The following is a 21721-nucleotide window of genomic DNA, read 5'->3' on the forward strand; positions in this document are numbered from 1 at the left end:
TTTGCATCTAGAATTATGGTTCGCGAGTTAAGTTGAGTATAATCCGCTTCCTTATTTGACTAACCGTTATTGTCCATGAAGCTAAGCCAACGCCTACAACACATTGAGCAACTGATTACCCAGCCTTATGATCATATTTGGGATTGCTGTTGTGATCATGGTTGGTTGGGACAAGCGCTATTAACGCGCCAAGCGGCGAGCTGCATTCATTTTGTTGATATTGTCCCTGAGCTGATTGACGTGTTACGCCAGCGCCTTTCTCGCCACTACCCTAATCAAACTCAGTGGAGCGCCGACTGCATCGATGTAGCAAGGTTGCCGCTTGATAAGCATCATGGTCGTCATTTAGTGATCATCGCGGGTGTCGGTGGTGATTTAACCGCGGAGTTGGTGAGCAAAATCATCACGGCTCATCCAAACCAATCGATCGATTTTATACTTTGTCCGGTTTATCATACCTATCGCTTAAGACAACAGTTACGTCAGTTGTCCTGCCAGCTGTATCATGAAAGCCTGGTCGAAGACAACCGCCGCTATTATGAAGTGCTGTATATCGCAGCCCCACCTTCTACTGATAATAACGCACCAACGATCAGTCTGGTGGGCGACTCACTCTGGCAAGTCAAGACCCTCGCCGAATATCAGCAGGCGCAAAGATATTTAACCACATTACTTGGCCATTATCAGCGTGTTGAAAAAAGTCACCCTGAAAAAGCCGCGCCAATTGTCCGTGCTTATCACTCCGTTTCAATCAGGTTAGCAGAATGAAATATCAGCCCTAAACTCGGGGCATCGATAGCATGCGGTAACAAGCATAATAACGCCATTAACTCATTATGATTTCCCTACAGTTTGTCGGTGGTTGGTCATCGTATTTAGAGTTACACTGGATGAGTAATCTCTTCCCTCAGGCGATTTGATTTTCAAACCGCAGGGACAACTCACGATTAAGGAACCAAGATGATCAAGCAAGGACAATCTTTACCTGCGGCAACACTCAGCCAACTGACCGCAGATGGTATGGTTAATCATAATGTTCAAGAATTGTTTGCGGGCAAAAAAGTGGTCTTATTTGCCGTCCCAGGCGCATTTACCCCAACCTGTTCAGAAGCCCATTTACCTGGTTACGTGGTTCATGCCGATACTTTCAAAGCGAAAGGTGTTGACCTGATTGCCTGTGTTGCGGTTAATGATGCATTTGTAATGAAAGCATGGGGCGAAGCGCAAAATGCCTCTGAACTGTTAATGCTTGCCGATGGTGATGCCAGTTTTACCAAAGCTCTGGGCCTTGAAATGGATACTGCGGGCTTTGGTGGCATTCGCTCACAACGCTATGCGATGATCATTGAAGATGGTGTGGTCACCACCCTCAATGTTGAAGAAGCGAAAACATTCGAAGCCAGTAAAGCAGAAACCTTACTTGCACTACTGTAATCAACGCCTAAGCCACCATTGATCATACTTATGGCCCCAAAACATAATGGGGCCAATTCATTTCTTTGGCTTATCGCTATTGTGCAAATGAATTTAATTACTCTCAAGCCTACAACTCCCTATGCGACTGACATACAATAACGCTTCCTTTTAATATTACATAAAGTCGGAGCGAGATAAGTGAGCGCAAAATATACCCATCTAGCCTGGCAACTCAACTGTGCAAGCGCAGCAGAAAAACTGGTGTTATTAATGCTTGCCGATAGCACCGATGATATGGGCTATGTGACGGTTAACTTAGAACATATGGGCCCGCTCTGCTGCTTATCTACCTTTGGTTTAGCCGAATGTTTACGTTCTTTGTGTGAGCAGCAACGGCTTGAAAAAATCAAAGTAGACTATCGTCATGGTCATGAACTGCATATTTTCCAGATGCGAATTAGTGCTCAAGAGCACCACCCTATGACGATGAAATCACCTGCACCTGCACCTGCACCTGCACCACAGGAAAACTTTCCTAATCTGCCAAAGCAAGCGTTACAATATCGCAATAACTCATCTAATTTACTGCAAGGGAACGCGATTGCGACTCATGATTTGGATGAGAGTGAAATCCCTATGTGGGCAGAGCGGGCTTTTAAATTCTCTGGCATTAATAATGATCATCTATTAGTGTGGAAAAAATTTGTTCTCTGGCACAAGTCTAAAGCCAGCGAGCTATTAACCGTCGCCCGATTAGAAAACAAACTCCAGTATTGGTTGACCAACGAGAAACTCAATGAAAGACAGCAAGCGAAAACCTCTGAACATTCAGGAAATCGAGAGCAAACTACGGGAAATGGGTATAAACCAAAGCTTAGCCCATCTGAGCGCTTCCGACAGCAGCTTATCCAAAAAGGAAAAAAGCCCACCTTCTGAGCCCATCGTGGCCGATAGTGTTCATCCTGAGGAGCCTTCCGACTGGTGCTTACATGTTTTTGGCTCGTTCTTGAGTGTTTATGAAACTCAATGGGAATATCAGTATGGCAGTTTGCCTACAGGGAAATTTGTTGATTTCGCTGAATCGATTGACCCTAATAGTCTCAACCGAGTACTTAAACATTGTCATGAACGTATTCAGTTGGGCAATAGCTGGCCACCACAGATGGGCGAGCTTTGGGTGCTGCGTGATGCCCTTACTGCCGAAGAGCTACTCGACAGCCGGATCCGCGTACTCTCTCGCGAACCGGAGAATAATATTGAGAAATGGTTAGTTCAAAACAAGCTGTATGACTTAAAACGAGTGGCGGAAGCCAAGTTAGATCAACTGTTTAAGAAATATTATTTGGAAGCGAAAAGGCTTGAAGAAAAGGGGAAATTAGTCACTGAATTACCTAATAATTTACTGCCGTCCCATTCAGTGAAAAACGTTAATGATCTCAAACGGGAAGAGTATGAGCAACAGCACGGGAAAACGCTCAACCCACGTATTCAGCAGATCCTTAACAGCAAACGTTGATGGCTACCATTTCTTCACCAGTCTACCCAATAAATTAGGATGGTAATGCCAACAGTGATCAAACATGGTCATCAGTTCGGGATTACCATGACGAGACAAGGTTAACGCATGGAAGCGGTTGCGGCTTCGTTTTAAATCCTCGACCTGCTGCAAAATCGATTCGTTCTGCTTGGGAGCAATAAAGTCTGAAATCACCATCAGATCGGCATTTTTGTATCGCTCACCTTGCATCAAGCTGATCGCTTTTTCTAACGCTGGCTGCAAATCGGTGCCACCATGAAAGGTATAACTTAAAAAATCACTCGCTTCACGCAGACCATCTTGTCGCGTGAGCTCATAGACAATCGCTTGTGTTGAAAACAGCATCACAAAACAATCACGATCTTCGGCTAACGCAATTTGCATCAAAGCGTAAGCCATCGCTTTGGCACACTGCTCAGGAAAGCCTTTCATTGAGCCTGATGCATCAATAGCAATAATAAACGGCCCCTTTTCTAATTCTAACTGTGCATGCTCGGTAGATTGAGCACGAACCTTACGCAGCGTGCGTGACTTACCTTGCATACGATAGTTCATTAAGCGCTTATCTATTAGATGCTTATAGAAGATCACTTCGAGTTCTGGATGACTCAAGAAAAGAATTTCATTCGGCAGTAACTTATTGAGATCATCACTAGGGTGAATGCCCACAATATCATCGGTCGCTTGATCAGATTTCTCTTCCACCACCTCGGGATGTTCATTTAACGTTGGATTGAGCGAAGGATCATCAATTTGACTGGCCATTCGTCCAAGTTGCTCAGCGATTTCTTGTAGCCCTTTGTGTTTTTTGAGGAAGTCAGCGTGACGCTTCATGACGCTCAGATCGGTTCGACTTAATTTAGCGGCCGCCATATCCCATAAACGTCCGACGTGATTTTCATCCCCAGCTTGAGCGACATTATCCATATTACGCAACGTTTCCATCCGCTGATACAACTCGGCATAAGCCTGTTCTTTACTCGCTTCAAGCTCAATAATCTGCGCTTGTTTAATTTCTTCGCTTAAAGCTTTATACCATTGGTCACAGAAAAAATGGGCAAACATCGGATTTTTCAGTGCGTTGTTATCTTCCATTAATTGACGAGCTTTCAGATAAAAAGGCGACATCCCTTCTAATTGCTTGACCAGTTCCGGTAGTTTGCTAAAAAAGGTTTCTTCATCCCAATGAATCACTTGTTGGTAAAGTGCCATTTCAGTTTGAAAATGCTCACTCTCTGTGACTTGGGTAATCTGTTGTTTAACTTGACTATGCCACTTCGCTAAATGATTTTTTACCGAGGCACGAATACCATCATTTTCAACCATCATCATTTGTGAGCGTGCTAATAAATCATTGACGGCGGTTTCAATAATGCCAGATTCCGCGATGGCTAAAACAATATTCAAGCTGTCTGCACCGAGCATAATCCGACCTCAATTAACTAAAAAAATCGCTTAACTGTCTAAAGCGCTGAACGGTTTTCTCAAACTCACTGTGCGTCTCTTCTAATTGCTGCTGTAGCTCATGCAGTATCGACTGCATCGCCACAGGCAGTTCTGGTTCAATAAAGTTATGTGGTAACGCACTATGAAAATCTGAACGTACTTGACGTAAATGATGCTCCGTCTGCTTGAGTTGTGCCAACGCCTGTTCTGCTTGTTGTAACCAAAGTTGATACTGTTGCTCGTCTAACCCTTGCTTAGTCACCAAGGCTAATAACACGGAACGGTTGGCAATATCTTTGATAACTAACTTCCCTTGTCCATCCAATTCGATCCGTAAACGGAATACATTCGGGTTGTGGTTAACGTAACCGTAAATCTCTCCCTGCCCTTGTTTAATCGCCTTTTGCAGCTCAGGTTTACTAAGATAAATCCACCGGCTATCGCCTTTTTCGGCTTCAGCAACCGATAAATTGTTTTGCAGCAATACCAGTTTAACGAGATTTTTTGTTTGCCCCACTTGATAAAGTTTAGCTTGGCTGAGATCGTATTGATGAAATTGTTTTTTTCTTAAGCCATTGGTGGTTTCTAGTGACGGCTCCATGGCTAATTCACTTTCTAACGCTTGCTGAATGGACGTCAATTCAATACGACAGCGGTCAATTTGTTGCTCAACCTGAGATTGATCAAATGCATCACGTAAAGCAAACTCACGCGTCACTCGATACACCAATTCACGAGACTCGGGACTGTTCCATAAACAATCTTGTAATAACAGTAAATCCAGCGGGCTTATCTGATCGCGTCCATTAAAAAATGCGGACGCTTTCAGTAACTTTACTGACTTTTTCCAGCGACGATCAGAAACATAGACATCATCGGCCGGTAAACCGCTCTCTTGCGCCGCTTGCTCTAATTGCGCTTTTAGCAGATAGAGCTTTTCAAACAGCGGATCGGTTAACGTCAGCTTATCTAATTCACTTAACCATTGATGATATTCTTGATCGGTAATTGCCAGTCCATCAGGGATTTTCGCTTCTTGTGGCGTCCCTACCGTTAACATCGATTTAAAGTTCTGTTTATTTTGAATACGATTGACAAAAACACGCACTAACATACGGTCGTATAAAGCATCAAGACCGCTCTCTTCATCAGGTAATTCATTGGAAGCCGAAATCAACAAACGCATTGGGACTCGTTCAATGTCACTGCCATTTTTAAACGTCTTCTCATTAACGACTGTCAGTAATGTATTTAGAATTGCCGGTCCCGCTTTCCATATTTCATCCAAAAAAACCACTTGTGCCGTCGGCAGGTAGCCATCCGTTAGGCGTAGATAGCGACCATTATCTTTTAATTCTTGAATGCTTAATGGACCAAACACCTCTTCAGGGGTAGAAAATCGAGTCATCAAGTATTCAAAATAGCTACTACTATCAAAAGCTTGGATAAGACGTTTGGCAATTAAACTTTTTGCAATCCCGGGAGGACCAAGCAGGAAAACACTTTCACCCGTCAGGGCAGCGAGCAAACAGAGCTTAATCGTACTTTCACGCTCATACACGCCATCCGCCAATGCTTTGGCTAATTTATTAATTCTTTCTGCCAGTAACGCTTTTTGTGCATGAGAAGAAGGGTTGATCATAGAGGCGCTCCGTAACTGGCTGAGGGTACAGCGGGATTTATACATTCGTTATTAATTTGTTACAAGTTGTATTTTAAACTCGCACAGCCTTATACCAGATCTCAATAGTGAGAAAAGGGTTGAGATCAAAGTTTGCAGAATTACTTCTCAACTCATTGATGCGTAAATAACAAATTCATAGAAACGTCACGTCTGGACATCAATTGAGTTGGGGTATCCGATTAAATGGGGTAAGGTTAGTCGCTTAACGATAACCGCCCTCTGTTGATACCCTATTGCTTTTATTCATCGCTGACTGCCACGGCATTTCAACAGATAAAAATAGATTATTAGTCCATGATAAAAACCATACACCACTGGAAAAACATTGCACTGGTTGAAGAAACCATTATCTATCCAAACGGACAAACCTTGGTTCATACCACCATCAAACACCCGGGTGCCGCAGTCATCTTGCCCATCACGGCAGATAAACGAATTATCGTTATTCGTCAATTCAGACCTTCGTTAAAAAAATGGTTACTCGAATTACCCGCAGGGACCATCGAAAATAATGAAACTGCACTTGAATGTGCACAACGTGAGCTAGAGGAAGAGACTGGCTACAGTGGCGAACAATTTTTTGAATTAGGCCAAGTCACTCCGATGGCCGGATTTTGTGACGAAATACAATATCTATTTGTCGCCAAACAACTGACGAAAACACAGCGCTTTCAGTGTGATGATGATGAACTGATAGAAGTATTAAGCCTAACGATGGAAGAGCTCGAACAATACATTATTGATGGCGATATCAGCGATGCAAAAACCATCGCTTGCTTAAGTAAAGCCAAACTCTGCGGTTATGTATGAACCTTCGCATTAATTAAGGTGAGGTTTTGTGCAGTCAATCTCTCCATGCGCCAGTTATCCGTGAAACTCTGCGGTAGATCTGGTAAAACATCACAGTAATCAATCAATGAAGAAGTGCCATGACGGAAAAACGACAAGGGCGGCGCAGTGCTGAAGATGCACTGAACACTCGCTATCATATCCTCAAAGTTGCAGCACAACTGTTTTGTGATTTCGGTTATGCACGAGTCTCTTTGCGTAACATTAGTGAAAAAGCCGGAGTGTCACACAGTTTGATTCGTCATCATTTCGGTAGTAAAGAGAAAATCTGGCACAGCATTAGTGACGGCCTGCATCTGTATGTTGAGCATTATATGCGTAGGGTGATCAAAGAGATCCCAGAATCCATGCCAGCTAACGTGAAAGTCTATCTGTTTATCATGCGCCTGCTGGCTCATGGATTGATTGTTAAGCAACCCATCCAATTGATTGCCGATGCTGTGCGTCAAGAAGATGCATTAATCGACTACTTTATCGATACTTCGGGTGAAATAGAACGATTAATTGAAGGTTTTGCCGAACAGTACAATCAGCAATGCCCTGAAGCACCGATCAAAATTTGGGAAGTAAAATGGCAGATGATCATGTACACCCACAGTGCGGCCAGTTTAACGCCTTTTCTTAAAGAAACATGGCGAGATGAAAAAGCGGACCTCGACCAATGCTTACTCAATCACTGGCAACTGTTTAATGGGTTAATGATTCAAAAATACCGTATTACCGACGAGTACGCTTTATCTCCTCGCTCAGTCAAAGAGCTGGTTTATGATGTGCAGTATGATTGGCGAAAACAGTGCGCCCTCTCTCAGCCATCGGAAAACCTCTCCACTGACGAAGACTCATCAGCGACAGCCGATTAAGCCAATATCTAACATATAACCCCCTAAAGGCTCACGTCTTCAGGGGGTTATATGTTTAACTATCTTTTACCACGCTTGGCGTGAATTTTCAGCTTAGCCTTTAATTGACGTTTCTCCGCCGAGCGGCTCAATCGCTGAGAAGGCGTATCGTCATAGCGTTCTAATGGCGATGGTTCAAAACCTTTTAACCACTCTTGTGATAAGCGCTGATCCAGCAACCGCTCAATCGCTTGCAACAACGGCTCTTCTTGTGGACTCATTAAAGAGACCGCCAAACCGGATTGTCCTGCCCGTCCCGTACGGCCGATACGATGAACATAGTCTTCCGCTTTATAAGGCAGATCGAAATTAACCACTTGCTCTAATTGACAGATATCAATCCCGCGCGCGGCGACATCCGTAGCAATTAACGCCCGAATCTTGCCGGCTTTAAAATCATCCAACGCCTTTTGTCGCGCGCCTTGGCTTTTATCACCATTGATCGAGGCTGCTTTAATACCATCCAACTTCAGCTCTTGAGCTAAAGCATCACTGCCCTGCTTAGTCTTAGTAAAGACCAACACTTGCTGCCAGTTACGTGAACCGATCAAATACGCCAATAACTCACTTTTACGTTTTTTATCAACCGGATAAACCATTTGTGACACCGTGTCTGCCGTCGTATTCGCTGGCGTCACTTGCACCTCTATCGGTTCATGCATCATCCGATAAGCCAATGCCTTAATTTTTTGATCGAAGGTGGCAGAGAAGAATAACGTTTGTCGTGCACGATTTAATTTACGCAAGACTCTTTGGATATCAGGCATAAAGCCCATATCCAGCATTCGATCCGCTTCATCCAACACTAAGGTTTGTACGTTACCCAAATAAAGACTTTTCACATGTGCATGATCCAAAAGCCGTCCTGGCGTGGCGATGAGTACATCAGCACCACCACGCAAATGCTGTTTTTGCACACTCATACTGGTGCCGCCATACGCAACAACAATTTTTAACTCGCTGCCTTTCGCGTAAGCAGTCAGGCTCTCAAATACCTGCTGGGCAAGCTCACGTGTTGGCACCAATACCAAAGCACGAATATCCCTGCTGCTCAAATCGATACTAGTTTTTGATGCCGCCAAGCGTTGTAATATTGGCAGACCAAAGGCCGCCGTTTTACCCGTTCCTGTTTGCGCTCCAGCAAGCACATCATGTCCCGCCAAAATGGGCGGGATGGCCTGAATTTGAATTTCTGTTGGCGTCTCAATACCTAACGCATTCAGGCTCTCAACTAAAGTAGGTGCAATACCCAAGTCTAAAAAGGTTTTGAAGGGTGAAGACATGCTACTTTCCTTTTAAAAATACAAGAAACGCCCAGCGTTCGACGCTGAGCGTAAAGAAAATCTGGGCGCGGATTGTAGCAAATAGTTATGGCTTTGGCTTTGCGAAAATGAGAATCGCCACCTATAGTGATTATTTTGTACGCAAATGGAAATCATGATGCGAACTAACAGAGTAAGGTAACGTCAGCCTCGCTAGTGTCATAAGCCGTAGTATCGTAGTGACTTAATTCACAACCAATTTCCAACGCGTCTAACAGCTCTAAAGTATCATCATTAAGGTTTATCTGGTCTGTCATCTCGACCTCCTGTGTTATTACTGGAAAGGTGAATCACTTTTCCACTCCGTGTAATTTTGTGTCGTACTCAACGAGAACAATACCAACTACAGATTTAACACAGTCAGCGATGCATCACCAGTCAGACCAAACTAAAGATTAAGTGTGAAAATAAATTTACACTAATGAACTTAATTTTTTACAACACCATTGACCTTATTGATTAATTTATTCAAAATAGCCAAAAACACCTAAGCAGCGGCCTAAACATCGTTTAACTGACTCCGTCGCACCCATTTAACCACTAAATACGTACAGATAAGTTTACAATATGATTAAATCAAAACTGTTAGGTAGTAGCTTAATTATTGCAGGAACGACGATTGGCGCAGGTATGCTCGCTCTGCCTTTGGCTTCCGCTGGGCTTGGATTTTCGACGGCATTAGTGATTATGCTAGGTCTATGGGCCTTAATGGCCTTCACCGCATTATTGATGGTAGAAATCCATCAATACTCAAGTCAAGACGCCACGTTGCATACCCTCGCGAAAGAGATACTCGGCACAAAAGGCAAGTGGATAGCAACCTTCGCTATGCTGTTCTTATTTTACTCGTTATGTGCTGCTTATATCGCTGGAGGTGGTGGGCAGTTTACTCAACGGATCAGTGAATTTACTGGATTCACTATATCTGCGCCAACAGGCACTTTGCTGTTTACCGTTATTGTCGCTGCGGTAGTCACCATCGGTACAGCGACGGTCGATAAAGTCAACCGCTTATTATTTGCCGGTAAAATCATTGCCATGATCATGGTGCTGACGTTTCTTGCCCCTAATGTTACTGAGTCCTACTTATTGAGTATGCCACTTGGACAGGGGCTGATCATTGCTTCTATCCCCGTGATTTTCACCTCGTTTGGTTTTCATGGCAGTATCCCTGCTATCGTCAACTATCTTGATGGACATACCCCATCACTGCGTAAAGCCATCGTCTTTGGTTCGGCTATTCCACTGATCATTTATATCCTGTGGCAATTAGCCACACTCGGTGTCGTTAGCCAAGCTGAGCTGGTTCAAAATAGTGGTTTGTCTGCCTTAATTGGCACATTGGCACGCAGTGCACATCAATCGGGCCTAGGGAGTATGATCGGTATTTTCGCGGATTTAGCGTTATTGACTTCTTTCCTCGGTGTTAGCTTAGGTTTGTTTGAGTTTATGGGTGATACGTTACGTAAAAAAGGGGCAGGTGTGAATCGGTTCGTCGCTTCTGTCGCCACCTTTACCCCACCGCTTTTGTTTGCTTTATTCTACCCGCAAGGCTTTATTATGGCCTTAGGTTATGCGGCAATTGCTTTGGCGGTGTTGGCGATATTTTTACCGATTGCGATGGTCGTGCGCGTTAGAAGTCAAAGCTCCTCACCTGAGTATTACCAAGTGATTGGTGGTAAGCCAGCCTTGATGATTACAGGGGTCATTGGCTTATTAATTGTTGCCGCCCAATTAATGATCACCATTGGCGCACTTCCCGCACTCGGCTAATCACTGCCATTCAAGCGCCCTGCTTGGAATTCTTTATGACCTTTATCAAAGCCCGAATAAGAATCCTTATTCGGGCTTTGATATAAATGCTGAATATATCGATCTACCTCTCAATTCTTATATGTTGGTACATATATATTTCATAAATATATGGGATATTACACACTTTAATCGCTCAGATAGCCGTAAAATCGCTCAACCCCTACGCCATTGTGCTGCACCGGAGAAGATATGAAACAAGTTCCATTCAGGATGATTGATCGTGTATTCATCAAAATATCCATCAACGATAAGATGTGGGCCGTGTTTGCGCTCTTTTTTATCACACTAAGTGCCCTAGCTGGCGCTCGCTATATCAACACTATTACCAACTTTGAGACTCAAGCGAAACAAGCGGTAGAATATAAGCTGCAAGGGATCATCAGTCAAAATGCCATTACCCTGATCCCGGGATTAGAATCTCGCGCTGCTTTGCAAGATACGCAGTATCAACAAGGTCGAGTCATGGCGACGGCTCAAAGCAACAATGGGCAGGTCTATCGTTTAACGGAAGACTTCTCTCGTCAAGAGCAGCAAATGCGCTCTGCCGCTTTCAAGGTGCTTTTATTCAGTTACTTGTGGGTTCTTCCGTTCGGGCTTCTTTGCTATTGGATTGCGACTTTCTTAGGTGGAGCATTGTGGGATCTCTACACTACGACGCAAAAAATTGCGAAAGGCGATCTGACTTCCCGCTTAGGCTTTCATCCTGGACGTGATGAGTTTGGCACCATTGGCTGCGCACTAGATAAAGCCATGGATACCTTGACTGAATTAGTGGTCACAGTAAAAGACAACTCAGCGACACTCACCGATACCTCAAAAGTGTTTGCCGGTGAAATGAAAGAGAGTGAAAAACAAATTCATAATCAATACGCGTCGTTAGATTCTGTTGCCACCGCAATGGAACAAATGACCGCCTCCGCACAGGAAGTGTCGAGCATTTCTCGTCAAGCCACTCAACAAGCAGAACAAGATGCGAAACAAGTTGAGATTGGTCATCGTCGAGTCACTCAAGCGATCAACGAAATTGAACAATTATCACGCTTTATCGGTCAAACATCCTCATCGGTAACAACCTTAAATGAAAATGCGATCAAGATTAATGAAGTGATCACCACCATCAACGCTATCTCTGAACAAACTAATCTTCTCGCACTCAACGCAGCGATTGAAGCCGCACGAGCTGGTGAACAAGGTCGAGGATTTGCTGTGGTTGCTGACGAAGTTCGCACTCTCGCTAGCCGTACACAATCAGCCACTATTGATATTCAATCGATGATTGAAAAACTGCAAAGTGAAAGCCGTACGATAGCAAAAATGACCGAACAAACGGTAGGACAAGCGCAAAGTAGCAGCAGCTTAGTAATGGAAATTGGCCAAGATATTGAAAAAATCGCTCATTCGGCACGGATGATCAATGATATGAGTGTACAAATTTCAACGTCTGCAGAAGAGCAAAGTTCGGTAGCCAATGATATTGCATCAGAATTGAGCGATATCCGTAGTCAGTCCAATACCATTCGTCGCGTCGCAGAAAAATCCTCATCTGGGATTAATGAAATCAGTCAAGCGACGCAAAACCTCAGTCAAATATTAAGTCGCTACCAAACGAATTAATTCGCCGCTTTCTCCTCTCATTTGAGATGAAAAGTGATTTATTAAAAAGCCAGTCAACTAATGTGACTGGCTTTTTTATTGATAACCATTTGTTGATGACCAATAACGACTGACCATAGCCCAAAATAAGTGATGGCTAATAACGTCGTTTAGTTATATCGCTTCACTATCCGGATAACCTTGAGGATTTTGTGACTGCCAACGCCAAGTATCTTGCGCCATCTCTTGGAGGGTACGCGTCGCTTGCCAATTTAGCTCTTTCTGAGCTTTCGTTGGATCGGCCCAACATTCGGCAATATCACCCGGGCGTCTTGCCACTAACTGATACGGTATTTGACACTGATTAGCGGTTTCAAAGGCTTTGACCATCTCTAACACACTGTAACCCTGACCTGTGCCTAAGTTATAGATATGTAGCCCTGACTGAATGCCGACTTTTTGTAGTGCCGCAATGTGCCCATCAGCCAAATCCATCACATGAATATAATCGCGTACACCAGTACCGTCTTTGGTGGGGTAATCACTGCCAAAAATAGACAGACATTCGCGCCGCCCGACAGCAACTTGAGAAATGAACGGCATTAAATTATTCGGAATGCCTTGCGGATCTTCACCAAGCTCTCCCGATGGATGCGAGCCAACCGGATTAAAATAACGCAAAAGCGTGATGCTCCAATCTGGATTAGCACGTTGAAAATCATGCAAACACTCTTCGACCATCAATTTACTACGCCCATAGGGATTCGTCGCGCTGGTCGGAAACTGTTCAGTGATTGGCACGCTAGCAGGATCGCCATACACGGTCGCAGAAGAACTGAATATTAATGATTTCACCCCCACTTCACGCATCGCGGAAACGAGCACTAAGGTACCATTGACATTATTATCGTAATATTCGAGCGGTTTTTGTACCGACTCACCGACCGCCTTCAACCCCGCAAAGTGAATCACCGATTCAATCTCATGTTCGGCCATAATGCTCATTAACCGCGCTTTGTCACGAATGTCGCCATGAATAAAAACGGGGCGACAACCTGATATTTTCTCAATTCTATCCAATACCGAGGCTTTACTATTGTATAAGTTATCAACAATAACTGGCGTCATGCCCGCTTGAATCATCTGGATACAAGTATGACTACCGATATAGCCCATTCCCCCGGTGACTAACACTTTCATACCTAGCTACCTTTGTTCGTTAATTTGTACATATTAGTTATCTGTTTGAGTCATTGATTCGATTGCAGCACGATTGACCACGTTCATAAACCTATTCTATCGTTAAGTACTTTCAAAATACTAATAAAGAATCCAAGAAAAAAACCTGTCATCGTATTGATCTTATCCTATAAGATAATGATAAATAGGCTCAAACGATGACTAATATTCAACATCAGATAAGTAAGGGATAACCAATAAGGATCACCTTCTGTGAGTACGACGCGAACGATCAAACTAAATTGTGATATGGGCCAAGGCTTTGGTGCATGGCAGATGGGGACCGATAAAGACATCATGCCTCATATCGATATGGCTAATATCGCCTGTGGATTTCATGCTGGCGATCCACATCTCATCAGTAAAACCATTGATTTAGCACTACAAAATGACGTCATGATTGGTGCTCATCCCGGCTATCCTGATAAACAAGGCTTCGGTCAACGCTCCTTTGCCCTATCGGATGAAGAGATATGCGATATTGTGATTTATCAAGTTGGTGCGCTCAAGGCCTTGTGTGAGAGCAAAAATGCCGAGCTAAGCTATGTCAAACCCCATGGCGCGTTATATCGTGACATGATGAGAGATAAAAATATTTTCCGCTCAATGGTCGATGCGATCTCTTGTTTTAATCTTCCCCTGATGATTTTAGCCTCGCCGAATAACCAAGATTATCTTGATCTGGCGGATCGCTTTGATGTGCCGCTGTTATTTGAAGCGGTTGCCGATAGAACGTATCTGGCTAACGGGCAATTAACGCCCGACACGCTACCTAATGCGATACTGCATAGCGAAGAAGCGGTATTAAACCAAGTCAAACAAATCTCTCGTTATGGAAAAGTAACCAGTGCAGACGGTTTTATTTTGGCGATTGAAGCAGACACCTTATGCGTCAACCCAGGACATCCAAAAGCGGTTGAATTGTTCAACCGCATCCGTGAGCAGTTGCGTTAATGATTACTAATGCCAACAACCTTAGCTAACGCAATCGGATAACCACGCTGCTCCGCTAACTCGATGGCTTTTTGCTCAATTTGTTGCTCGCTAAAACTTAAACACACCGGGTGCTGCTGCTCAATCGATAATCCAGAATCAACGTCGGCTAATTGCCATGTCGAAACCAGTCGTCTCGCTGCTTCCAAAGCCGATGAGCCTTTTACTACCTCAATGCGAGCATACTGGTTGGCCTCAAACGTAACATCTGCCGCGCGCAGTGATGCATCGACACCTGGGATCTGCTGAGCACCAAATAATGGGTTTCCACCAACCTCTGCACAAGCGAATTCGGGCACAAATTGACTCATGTGTTGAATTGCTCTTAAAGTCCGTTCACTTAGCGCTTGGCTTGACCAGCCTTGAGTCAGCTTTTCCTGCAGATAAGCGGGCAAACAAGGTTGTGAGGATTCCGCCGTCGAAGACACCAAGCCGTCACTGAACAACGTAATGTCTTGTGTCATACCGTGCAATTGAAAAACACCATCTGCATAAGGGGTTAGCTGAGCCATTCCTTGTGGTGTGCCTCTCGGGCCATGGAAAATTACCTCAGGCCACTCTTGATGACAACGCGGCCAGTGGGTCACAAACGCCGCTTTAAACTCAACCAGACGCTGCCGAGGATGTTGAGTTAAATCATCAATTTTACCCGTTTCATAACCGCAAGCATTAATTAAGTAGTCACACTGTAACAATTGCTGATGACCATGACGATCTTGATAGGTTAACTGCCACTGTTGATCGACGAACTGGGAGTCAACCAACGTCGCTTGGGTGATGACTTGGCAATTTGGCAACGCGTCTAAGGTTAAGTGTGCACTGGCGGCTAATCGGAAGACGCTCCAACCATATTCTTGCACAGCAACAACCGGATATTTCAGTTGAGATAAATCCGTATGCTGGGCAAAAGGAATTAACCAATCATCGAAGCTGGTTGGTACCTTCGGTTGTGACTTAAGTGCAAGGCGTTCAAGCTCATCTTGCTGATAAAGACGAAAATAGTCACTGGGTTCACCGAGCATTTTATTGTGACAGTCTTCGGCGACGAGCTGCTGGTAAGCGGAACGAATGACTTCTAGCCTCGGTAACACTTCCTGTACAGATCCAGGATCACCGTGTGGAATGGCGATCACTGTGGGTCGACGATTTAAGGTGTGCGGATATAACCTTACGGTTTCTATCGATTGACGCAGTAATTCAATGCACTGCTGTTGAGAAATTTCTCGATATAAATTACCGCCTGCATGAAGATGGCAAATCGGTGGTCCGTTGACGAGACCAGCACTCTTTTCCAACAAGGTCACCTTTAACCCGAGTTCACTTAGATGCACCGCGGCGGTGGCACCTGCGACACCACCACCAATAATGGCGACGCTCGGGGCTTGTATTTCTGGTTTAGTAAGTAACATTTCACTGCCGTTGGTCATTACGTTGCTGCCTATTCTAAAACGTGTAAAAGGTTATGAAAATCACATTTTTCACAAGGTCTTATCGATGTTATACCCAAATGGGCCTCGCTCGCTCGACAATGGACTCAACCGATCATCGGTGAAAGCCATGAGTCGCGAGACCTTCCCTAAATGCACACAGGATAACGGGGGTTTGATGTAACGTGGCACCGTTATCAACTGTGCAAAATTTATCAAAAAAGCCTTGACTGATTATCCGCTTATCTTCAACTGTCGCTCACTGTGAATAACGGATTATCAGTAAGCTTGAGCGGCATTGGCTTAGCATGCTGATCGCTATCTATGACCAATCAAGTTATCCCAACCTTTATCCACCGTTTTTGTGGATAAGTTCTTTACTTACTCAAGATACGATTAACTTAAAGCTCGGTTAATCGGCGTTAACAATCGCTGTAACAAGCTACTAACCACAAGGGCTAAAGTAACAAAGGTCATCACTGGTAGAGCCAACCACATCGAAAAATGCGTCACTGGGGATAAGTCAAACCCCCAATACATGATACTGCCAACAATCACATCGGCACTGATTGCCGCCACCAACCCAGCTATTAACGCCATTACCCCATATTCAGCCCATAAGGTTGCTGTTACTCGGCGGCGACTTGCACCAAGCGTACGGTAAAGCTGGATTTCTTGTTGACGTTGACTCAAACTTAAACGCAATAAGGTAAAAATCAGCAAAATACCGGCTAACATACCAAGCGCGGCCAATACCGTAATCGACCAAACGATTTGCGTCAGTAGCTGCTGAATCTTTTCACCCATCGCTCGGATATCCATTAAGCTCACTGTCGGGTGCTGGCGAGACAACTCACTGAGCAAGGGTTGGTGATCAGATTCAATCCGAAAGCTCACCATCCAACTACCTGATACGTTTTGCATCACATCCGGCGAAAATATAAAAAAGAAATTCGGTTTCATTTCGCGCCATTCTACGTGACGAATCGTATTAACAACCGCACTAATGGTTTGACTACTGATCATAAAGCTCAGTGTATCCCCCACTTCAATCCCTAATTCTTGAGCTAGGGATTGTTCAATTGAAACGGCCTGACTGGCTACCCATTGCCCTTCCACAATCGTGTTATAACTCGGTAATGTATCACCCCAAGTAAAATTAAGTTCACGGCGCAGCGCGTTAGGGCCATCTCCATTCTCAATTCTTTCCTGAGCGACTTGACCATTAATATGGGTTAGTCGACCACGAATAATCGGAAACGCCTCAGATCGTTCAAGACCCGCCTCATCGAGAGCTTGCAAATAAGCCTGCTTTTCATAATCAGCAATATTAATTGCAAAGGCATTCGGTGCATCGGCAGGTAATACTTTTTGCCAATCCGTCAGTAAATCGGTACGCACCAACCACATCACAGCCAATAACATTAGCGATAACGATAACGCGCCAAACTGTAGCCCCGTAGCGACACTCGAACGATTGATTCGGCTCAATGCTAAACGCATCGCCGTATTCAGCGGTAACAAACCCAATACGCGGATTAACAACAGACTGATCACGGCTAAGACAAAAAACAGCCCAAGAATGCCAAATAAGATGATCCACACCAATTGGTTTTGCCAATAAACCACCACCATAGGCACCAATGGTACAGCGAGTAATAGGGTATTCCACAAGCGACGGCGAGCGGCTTTAACGGGCTGTATGACACTGGCAGCGTTAACATTCAGTAGATAACCAAGAGGAATGCCTAATGCGGGTACGGCAATCAAAATACTCGATAACAACGCCACCGCGACAGGTTGGAAACCATAAGTCGGTAGAGGATCAGGCAATAAATCAACCAACGGTATTCTGAGTAAAAATTCCAATCCAACGCCAATCAGAGTACCGCCTATTGCAGCAAAGAGTAGCAACAGTCCAATTTGAATCGTTAACCAACGCACGATCCATTTTTTGCTCGCGCCAAGACTTTTTAACATGGCAATCGTACGTTGGCGCGTCGAAACATAGTGCTGACAGGTTAAGACTAACGTCGTCGCCGCCATCATGATCACAATCGCGACGGTTAACGACAAATATTGCTGAGTACGTTCAAAAACTTCATTACTCTGATTGGTGGTTTCTTGATCTCGCCATTCGTCACTCGGTCCGAGTTCGAGCGATGATTTTAATGGCTCAATCTGACGATCCGCGCCGAGAATGAATAACCGATATTGAACACGGCTACCCAGTTGAAGAGCCCCCGTCTTCGCTACATCCGCTTGATGAATATAAACTACCGGCATTTGTTGAAAAGGATTAAAACTTAACCCTGGCTCGTCAATAACTCGACCACTGACCTGAAAATCAGCGTCCCCCAAAGTAACCGTATCACCTATCTCTACATTAAGTTGAGCAAACACGCGATCGTCCAACCATAACTGGTTGGCTTGCACACGATGAGACAGCGCAACACCATCACTTAGGGTCATTTTGCCAAGTAGCGGATAGGATGAATCCACCGCGCGAACTCCGACCAATTGCATACCATGATCACTGAACGCCATGGTCGCAAAACGCGTCATCTGCGAAGTACTTAACGACTTCTGTTCCGTGAGCGCCAATAAAGAGTCTGGAATAGGATTAGCCGACACATACACGCTGTCGGCGGTAAGCGCCTCTTTCCCCTGTTTGACGACCACTTGTTCCATGCGCTCAGCTAAAGCGCTTAATGCAAACAAACAAGCAATAATCAAGGTTAACGCCAACGAAATCGGCCACAACTGACCATGACGAATTTCACTCAAACTCCAACGTAAAAACCGCTGATTCAAAGTAAGGGCTGGGCTTGTTTTCACTCGCGTTCCTCCAACTTACCCGCTTGCATGTAAAAGCGGCGCTGACAACGTGCTGCCAGTTTAGGGTCATGAGTCACCAACACTAGCGTTGTGCCATGTTGTTGATTGAGTTCAAACAGCAAATCAATCACTTTACTGGCCGTTTCTTGATCTAAATTGCCGGTGGGTTCATCGGCAAACAGCACTTGAGGTTCAACCATAAAGGCCCGAGCAAGGGCAACGCGCTGCTGCTCACCGCCAGACAGTTGATTGGGTGAATGGTGTAAACGGTGAGCAAGACCAACCGAGGTCAATAACGCCTCAGCTCGCGCTCGATTTTCAGGTTCCCCTTTTAACAGGCAAGGTAGAGTGACATTATCGAGCGCCGATAAGCTTGGGATCAGTAAAAAACTCTGGAATACAAACCCAATCGATTGACTGCGGATCGCCGCTCTCGCTTCATCATCGAGTGAAGAGAGTCCCTGACCAAGTAGATACACTTCGCCTTGTGTTGGCGTATCTAAACCGGCTAATAACGTCATTAGGGTTGATTTACCTGCGCCAGAGCTACCGACAATCGCTACGCTTTCACCAGCACCGATGGTAAGATTAATATCATGAAGAATGGTCAAGGTCTCCTGTTCAGTGGAGACCACTTTTGAAACCGACTGTACTGAAATTACAGATGGTACTGAGCTAACGGAGCTTTGCATGGCGAAACGACTTCCTTTGTTATTTTTAGGGTTTATTTTTTCTAGCATGATGCTATTTACAACGACGGCACGCAGTCAAACCTTACTAATTTTGGGTGATAGTTTGAGCGCAGGCTATCAAATGCCGATTGAGCAAGCATGGCCGACCTTACTTGAAAGCCAATTAGCATCACACCACGAGGTTACGATTATTAACGGCAGCATTTCTGGAGATACCACAGGTAACGGGTTAGCGAGACTTCCTTCACTACTTGAGCAGCATCAACCTCAAACCGTACTGATTACCCTTGGCGCGAATGATGGCTTACGTGGTTTTCCACCTCAAGTAGTAGAAAATAATCTGCGCACAATGATCGAACAAATTAAACAAGCCAATGCACAGTCTGTGTTAATGCAAATTAAAACACCGCCCAACTATGGTAAACGTTACAGTGACTCATTTGCTGACGTCTACCCTCGCTTAGCCAAAGAGTTTGACCTACCTCTGATCGATTTTTTCCTTGAGCAAGTGATCATCAACCCCGAGTGGATGATGAGCGATGGGCTACACCCAAACTCAGCCGCTCAACCTTGGATCGCTCAATTTATGGCCCAAAAACTCGCGCCGTTACTGTAAATAATCATTCATGACGGCAACACCAGCTTGACGATTTAATCACCCTAGCAACCGTAAATTGCCTAAAACTGTCTGATTTAATGGTTCAGCTCAATAAACTTTACCATGCTTTACGTTATTTTATTGGTTCATCCACTGCACACAGGCCATCTTTATGCGCATTGAACCACTCATTCAAGGCATGGTTGCTCGCTCTGCTCATCCCTATGGATGCCAGCAAGCCGTTCTTCAACAAATTCATTACGTAAAATCCGCGCCATCGATCAGTCAAGGCCCTAAGCGAGTATTGATCTTAGGCGCTTCATCCGGCTTTGGGCTCGCCGCTCGCATTGCCTTGACCTTTGGTGGTGCAGACGCCGATACCATCGGTGTTTCATTAGAACGCGGACCTTCGAGTAAAGGCGTTGGCAGCGCGGGGTTTTATAATAATCATTTTTTTAAACAATACGCCGAACAAGCCGGACGAGTAGCGATTAATATTACTGGTGACGTTTTTTCGAAAAACATCAGAGACCAAGTGGTGGAAGCGATTGAAACCTATTTTGAAGGTGAAGTCGATTTAGTGATTTATAGTATTGCCAGTGGTATGCGCCGCAAAGGCGATAGCGAAGAATTTTGGCATTCAGTCATCAAGCCGATTGGTGACAGTGTTACGGGTGCCACGGTCTTATTAGAAAATGATCAGTGGCTAGACACCACCTTAGCGCCAGCGTCAGAACAAGAAATTGCAGACACGTTAAAAGTGATGGGCGGCGAAGATTGGGAAAACTGGATCGACACATTGATTAACCATGATTCTTTAGCCCAAGGATGTAAAACCATAGCGTTCTCTTACGTGGGTTCTGAACTGACTCATCCTATCTACCTTGATGGCACATTAGGCCGAGCAAAAGTCGATCTGCACCAAACCAGCCATGCTTTAAACTTGAAACTCGCTAATTACGATGGCAACGCTTACGCCGCTGTCTGTAAAGCATTAGTAACCAAAGCCAGTGTGTTTATCCCCGCATTTACCCCCTATATGCTTGCCTTGTATCGCGTGATGAAACAAAAAGGCACCCACGAAGGGTGTATTGAGCAAATGCAACGTCTATTTAGCGATAAGCTTTATACAGGTAAGCCTGTTCCCGTCGACAGTGAACGATTAGTGCGAGTCGATGAATGGGAATTAGCTCCTGATACTCAAGCACAAGTTCAAGATCTGGTTCATCAAATGAATGGCTCTAACTTCACTGAATTGGGTGACTATCAAGGCTTCAAGCAAGAATTTTTACGCTTAAACGGCTTTGGTTTTCCTGAGATTGACTACCAACAAGACGTCGACCTTTCGCCCTTTATGGACCACATTTAACATG

General features: G+C 44.6%; 19 protein-coding genes. 11 read left to right on the forward strand and 8 right to left on the reverse strand.

What is annotated here, in order from left to right; translation table 11 throughout:
- The first annotated feature begins 75 nt into the window (after window positions 1-75).
- The 4 genes from FKN93_RS11750 to FKN93_RS11765 all read left to right on the forward strand — a co-directional run bounded on the left by FKN93_RS11750 (window position 76) and on the right by FKN93_RS11765 (window position 2932).
- A complete protein-coding gene (locus FKN93_RS11750) occupies window positions 76-768 on the forward strand; it encodes a tRNA (adenine(22)-N(1))-methyltransferase TrmK (protein ID WP_170905156.1) in 693 nt (230 codons plus the stop codon).
- Window positions 769-960: 192 nt separating this feature from the next.
- Entirely contained in the window at window positions 961-1434 is a 474-nt protein-coding gene (locus FKN93_RS11755; protein ID WP_154171140.1) for a peroxiredoxin, read from the forward strand.
- 180 nt (window positions 1435-1614) lie between these two features.
- A complete protein-coding gene (locus FKN93_RS11760; protein WP_170905157.1) occupies window positions 1615-2352 on the forward strand; it encodes a hypothetical protein in 738 nt (245 codons plus the stop codon).
- On the forward strand, window positions 2273-2932 hold the full coding sequence (locus FKN93_RS11765) for a hypothetical protein (protein WP_040905069.1): 660 nt from the start codon (window positions 2273-2275) through the stop codon (window positions 2930-2932). Before FKN93_RS11760 ends, FKN93_RS11765 begins: the two co-directional genes overlap by 80 nt.
- Window positions 2933-2935: 3 nt before the next feature.
- Here the strand turns inward: FKN93_RS11765 and viaA are convergent, their stop codons facing one another.
- Together viaA and FKN93_RS11775 are read right to left on the reverse strand one after the other, a co-directional pair.
- Entirely contained in the window at window positions 2936-4378 is a 1443-nt protein-coding gene (gene viaA, locus FKN93_RS11770; RefSeq protein ID WP_158137280.1) for an ATPase RavA stimulator ViaA, read from the reverse strand.
- Between the two features lie 13 nt (window positions 4379-4391).
- On the reverse strand, window positions 4392-6041 hold the full coding sequence (locus FKN93_RS11775; RefSeq protein WP_170905158.1) for an ATPase RavA domain-containing protein: 1650 nt from the start codon (window positions 6039-6041) through the stop codon (window positions 4392-4394).
- Window positions 6042-6377: 336 nt separating this feature from the next.
- On the opposite strand from FKN93_RS11775, the gene FKN93_RS11780 reads away from it, so the two are divergent.
- Together FKN93_RS11780 and FKN93_RS11785 are read left to right on the forward strand one after the other, a co-directional pair.
- A complete protein-coding gene (locus FKN93_RS11780) occupies window positions 6378-6893 on the forward strand; it encodes an NUDIX hydrolase (RefSeq protein WP_154171143.1) in 516 nt (171 codons plus the stop codon).
- A gap of 119 nt (window positions 6894-7012) precedes the next feature.
- Window positions 7013-7792 carry a TetR/AcrR family transcriptional regulator gene (locus FKN93_RS11785; RefSeq protein WP_170905159.1) on the forward strand — a complete coding sequence of 260 codons (780 nt, stop codon included), beginning with the start codon at window positions 7013-7015 and terminating at the stop codon, window positions 7790-7792.
- A 59-nt stretch (window positions 7793-7851) separates the two neighbouring features.
- Here FKN93_RS11785 and FKN93_RS11790 read toward each other — a convergent pair whose 3' ends face one another.
- Together FKN93_RS11790 and FKN93_RS18055 are read right to left on the reverse strand one after the other, a co-directional pair.
- Window positions 7852-9114, reverse strand: a complete 1263-nt coding sequence (locus FKN93_RS11790; protein ID WP_170905160.1) for a DEAD/DEAH box helicase — start codon at window positions 9112-9114, stop codon at window positions 7852-7854.
- A 164-nt stretch (window positions 9115-9278) separates the two neighbouring features.
- Complete coding sequence (locus tag FKN93_RS18055) at window positions 9279-9410, reverse strand: hypothetical protein (protein WP_261384366.1); 132 nt, start codon at window positions 9408-9410, stop codon at window positions 9279-9281.
- A 310-nt stretch (window positions 9411-9720) separates the two neighbouring features.
- Between FKN93_RS18055 and FKN93_RS11795 the strand changes: the two genes are divergently transcribed.
- Together FKN93_RS11795 and FKN93_RS11800 are read left to right on the forward strand one after the other, a co-directional pair.
- On the forward strand, window positions 9721-10926 hold the full coding sequence (locus FKN93_RS11795; protein ID WP_154171146.1) for an aromatic amino acid transport family protein: 1206 nt from the start codon (window positions 9721-9723) through the stop codon (window positions 10924-10926).
- Window positions 10927-11157: 231 nt separating this feature from the next.
- Window positions 11158-12582 carry a methyl-accepting chemotaxis protein gene (locus FKN93_RS11800; protein ID WP_154171147.1) on the forward strand — a complete coding sequence of 475 codons (1425 nt, stop codon included), beginning with the start codon at window positions 11158-11160 and terminating at the stop codon, window positions 12580-12582.
- A 153-nt stretch (window positions 12583-12735) separates the two neighbouring features.
- Here FKN93_RS11800 and galE read toward each other — a convergent pair whose 3' ends face one another.
- The gene (galE, locus tag FKN93_RS11805) at window positions 12736-13761 is read right to left on the reverse strand and encodes a UDP-glucose 4-epimerase GalE (protein WP_154171148.1); all 1026 of its coding nucleotides are present in this window, start codon (window positions 13759-13761) and stop codon (window positions 12736-12738) included.
- A gap of 252 nt (window positions 13762-14013) precedes the next feature.
- Here galE and FKN93_RS11810 point away from each other — a divergent pair, with 252 nt between their 5' ends.
- On the forward strand, window positions 14014-14754 hold the full coding sequence (locus FKN93_RS11810; RefSeq protein WP_170905161.1) for a 5-oxoprolinase subunit PxpA: 741 nt from the start codon (window positions 14014-14016) through the stop codon (window positions 14752-14754).
- Here FKN93_RS11810 and FKN93_RS11815 read toward each other — a convergent pair.
- The 3 genes from FKN93_RS11815 to FKN93_RS11825 form a co-directional block, all read right to left on the reverse strand.
- The gene (locus FKN93_RS11815; protein WP_170905162.1) at window positions 14751-16220 is read right to left on the reverse strand and encodes an FAD-dependent oxidoreductase; all 1470 of its coding nucleotides are present in this window, start codon (window positions 16218-16220) and stop codon (window positions 14751-14753) included. The genes FKN93_RS11810 and FKN93_RS11815 overlap by 4 nt on opposite strands.
- A gap of 396 nt (window positions 16221-16616) precedes the next feature.
- Window positions 16617-19058: an ABC transporter permease gene (locus FKN93_RS11820; RefSeq protein ID WP_170905163.1), complete on the reverse strand. Its 2442-nt coding sequence runs from the start codon at window positions 19056-19058 to the stop codon at window positions 16617-16619.
- Complete coding sequence (locus FKN93_RS11825; protein ID WP_158137276.1) at window positions 19055-19750, reverse strand: ABC transporter ATP-binding protein; 696 nt, start codon at window positions 19748-19750, stop codon at window positions 19055-19057. The genes FKN93_RS11820 and FKN93_RS11825 overlap by 4 nt, the downstream gene beginning before the upstream one ends.
- Here FKN93_RS11825 and tesA point away from each other — a divergent pair.
- Together tesA and fabV are read left to right on the forward strand one after the other, a co-directional pair.
- Entirely contained in the window at window positions 19749-20366 is a 618-nt protein-coding gene (tesA, locus tag FKN93_RS11830) for a multifunctional acyl-CoA thioesterase I/protease I/lysophospholipase L1 (RefSeq protein WP_154171151.1), read from the forward strand. The genes FKN93_RS11825 and tesA overlap by 2 nt on opposite strands.
- Before the next feature lie 154 nt (window positions 20367-20520).
- Window positions 20521-21717 (forward strand): enoyl-ACP reductase FabV, encoded by a 1197-nt coding sequence (fabV, locus tag FKN93_RS11835; RefSeq protein ID WP_170905164.1) that lies wholly within the window; start codon window positions 20521-20523, stop codon window positions 21715-21717.
- Window positions 21718-21721 lie beyond the last annotated feature (4 nt).

The organism is Vibrio sp. A8-1 (assembly GCF_013048685.1).
In the GTDB taxonomy this organism is placed as follows: domain Bacteria; phylum Pseudomonadota; class Gammaproteobacteria; order Enterobacterales; family Vibrionaceae; genus Vibrio; species Vibrio metschnikovii.

Bases quoted from the DNA above. Each gene is read 5' to 3' on its own strand.
- FKN93_RS11785 (WP_170905159.1), top strand. From the start codon at position 7,013: ATGACGGAAAAACGACAAGGGCGGCGCAGTGCTGAAGATGCACTGAAC.
- FKN93_RS11750 (WP_170905156.1), top strand. From the start codon at position 76: ATGAAGCTAAGCCAACGCCTACAACACATTGAGCAACTGATTACCCAG.
- FKN93_RS11780 (WP_154171143.1), top strand. From the start codon at position 6,378: ATGATAAAAACCATACACCACTGGAAAAACATTGCACTGGTTGAAGAA.
- FKN93_RS11795 (WP_154171146.1), top strand. From the start codon at position 9,721: ATGATTAAATCAAAACTGTTAGGTAGTAGCTTAATTATTGCAGGAACG.
- FKN93_RS11815 (WP_170905162.1), bottom strand. From the start codon at position 16,220: ATGACCAACGGCAGTGAAATGTTACTTACTAAACCAGAAATACAAGCC.
- fabV (WP_170905164.1), top strand. From the start codon at position 20,521: ATGCGCATTGAACCACTCATTCAAGGCATGGTTGCTCGCTCTGCTCAT.
- tesA (WP_154171151.1), top strand. From the start codon at position 19,749: ATGGCGAAACGACTTCCTTTGTTATTTTTAGGGTTTATTTTTTCTAGC.
- FKN93_RS11775 (WP_170905158.1), bottom strand. From the start codon at position 6,041: ATGATCAACCCTTCTTCTCATGCACAAAAAGCGTTACTGGCAGAAAGA.
- FKN93_RS11825 (WP_158137276.1), bottom strand. From the start codon at position 19,750: ATGCAAAGCTCCGTTAGCTCAGTACCATCTGTAATTTCAGTACAGTCG.
- FKN93_RS11800 (WP_154171147.1), top strand. From the start codon at position 11,158: ATGAAACAAGTTCCATTCAGGATGATTGATCGTGTATTCATCAAAATA.
- viaA (WP_158137280.1), bottom strand. From the start codon at position 4,378: ATGCTCGGTGCAGACAGCTTGAATATTGTTTTAGCCATCGCGGAATCT.
- FKN93_RS11765 (WP_040905069.1), top strand. From the start codon at position 2,273: ATGGGTATAAACCAAAGCTTAGCCCATCTGAGCGCTTCCGACAGCAGC.
- FKN93_RS18055 (WP_261384366.1), bottom strand. From the start codon at position 9,410: ATGACAGACCAGATAAACCTTAATGATGATACTTTAGAGCTGTTAGAC.
- FKN93_RS11755 (WP_154171140.1), top strand. From the start codon at position 961: ATGATCAAGCAAGGACAATCTTTACCTGCGGCAACACTCAGCCAACTG.
- FKN93_RS11790 (WP_170905160.1), bottom strand. From the start codon at position 9,114: ATGTCTTCACCCTTCAAAACCTTTTTAGACTTGGGTATTGCACCTACT.
- galE (WP_154171148.1), bottom strand. From the start codon at position 13,761: ATGAAAGTGTTAGTCACCGGGGGAATGGGCTATATCGGTAGTCATACT.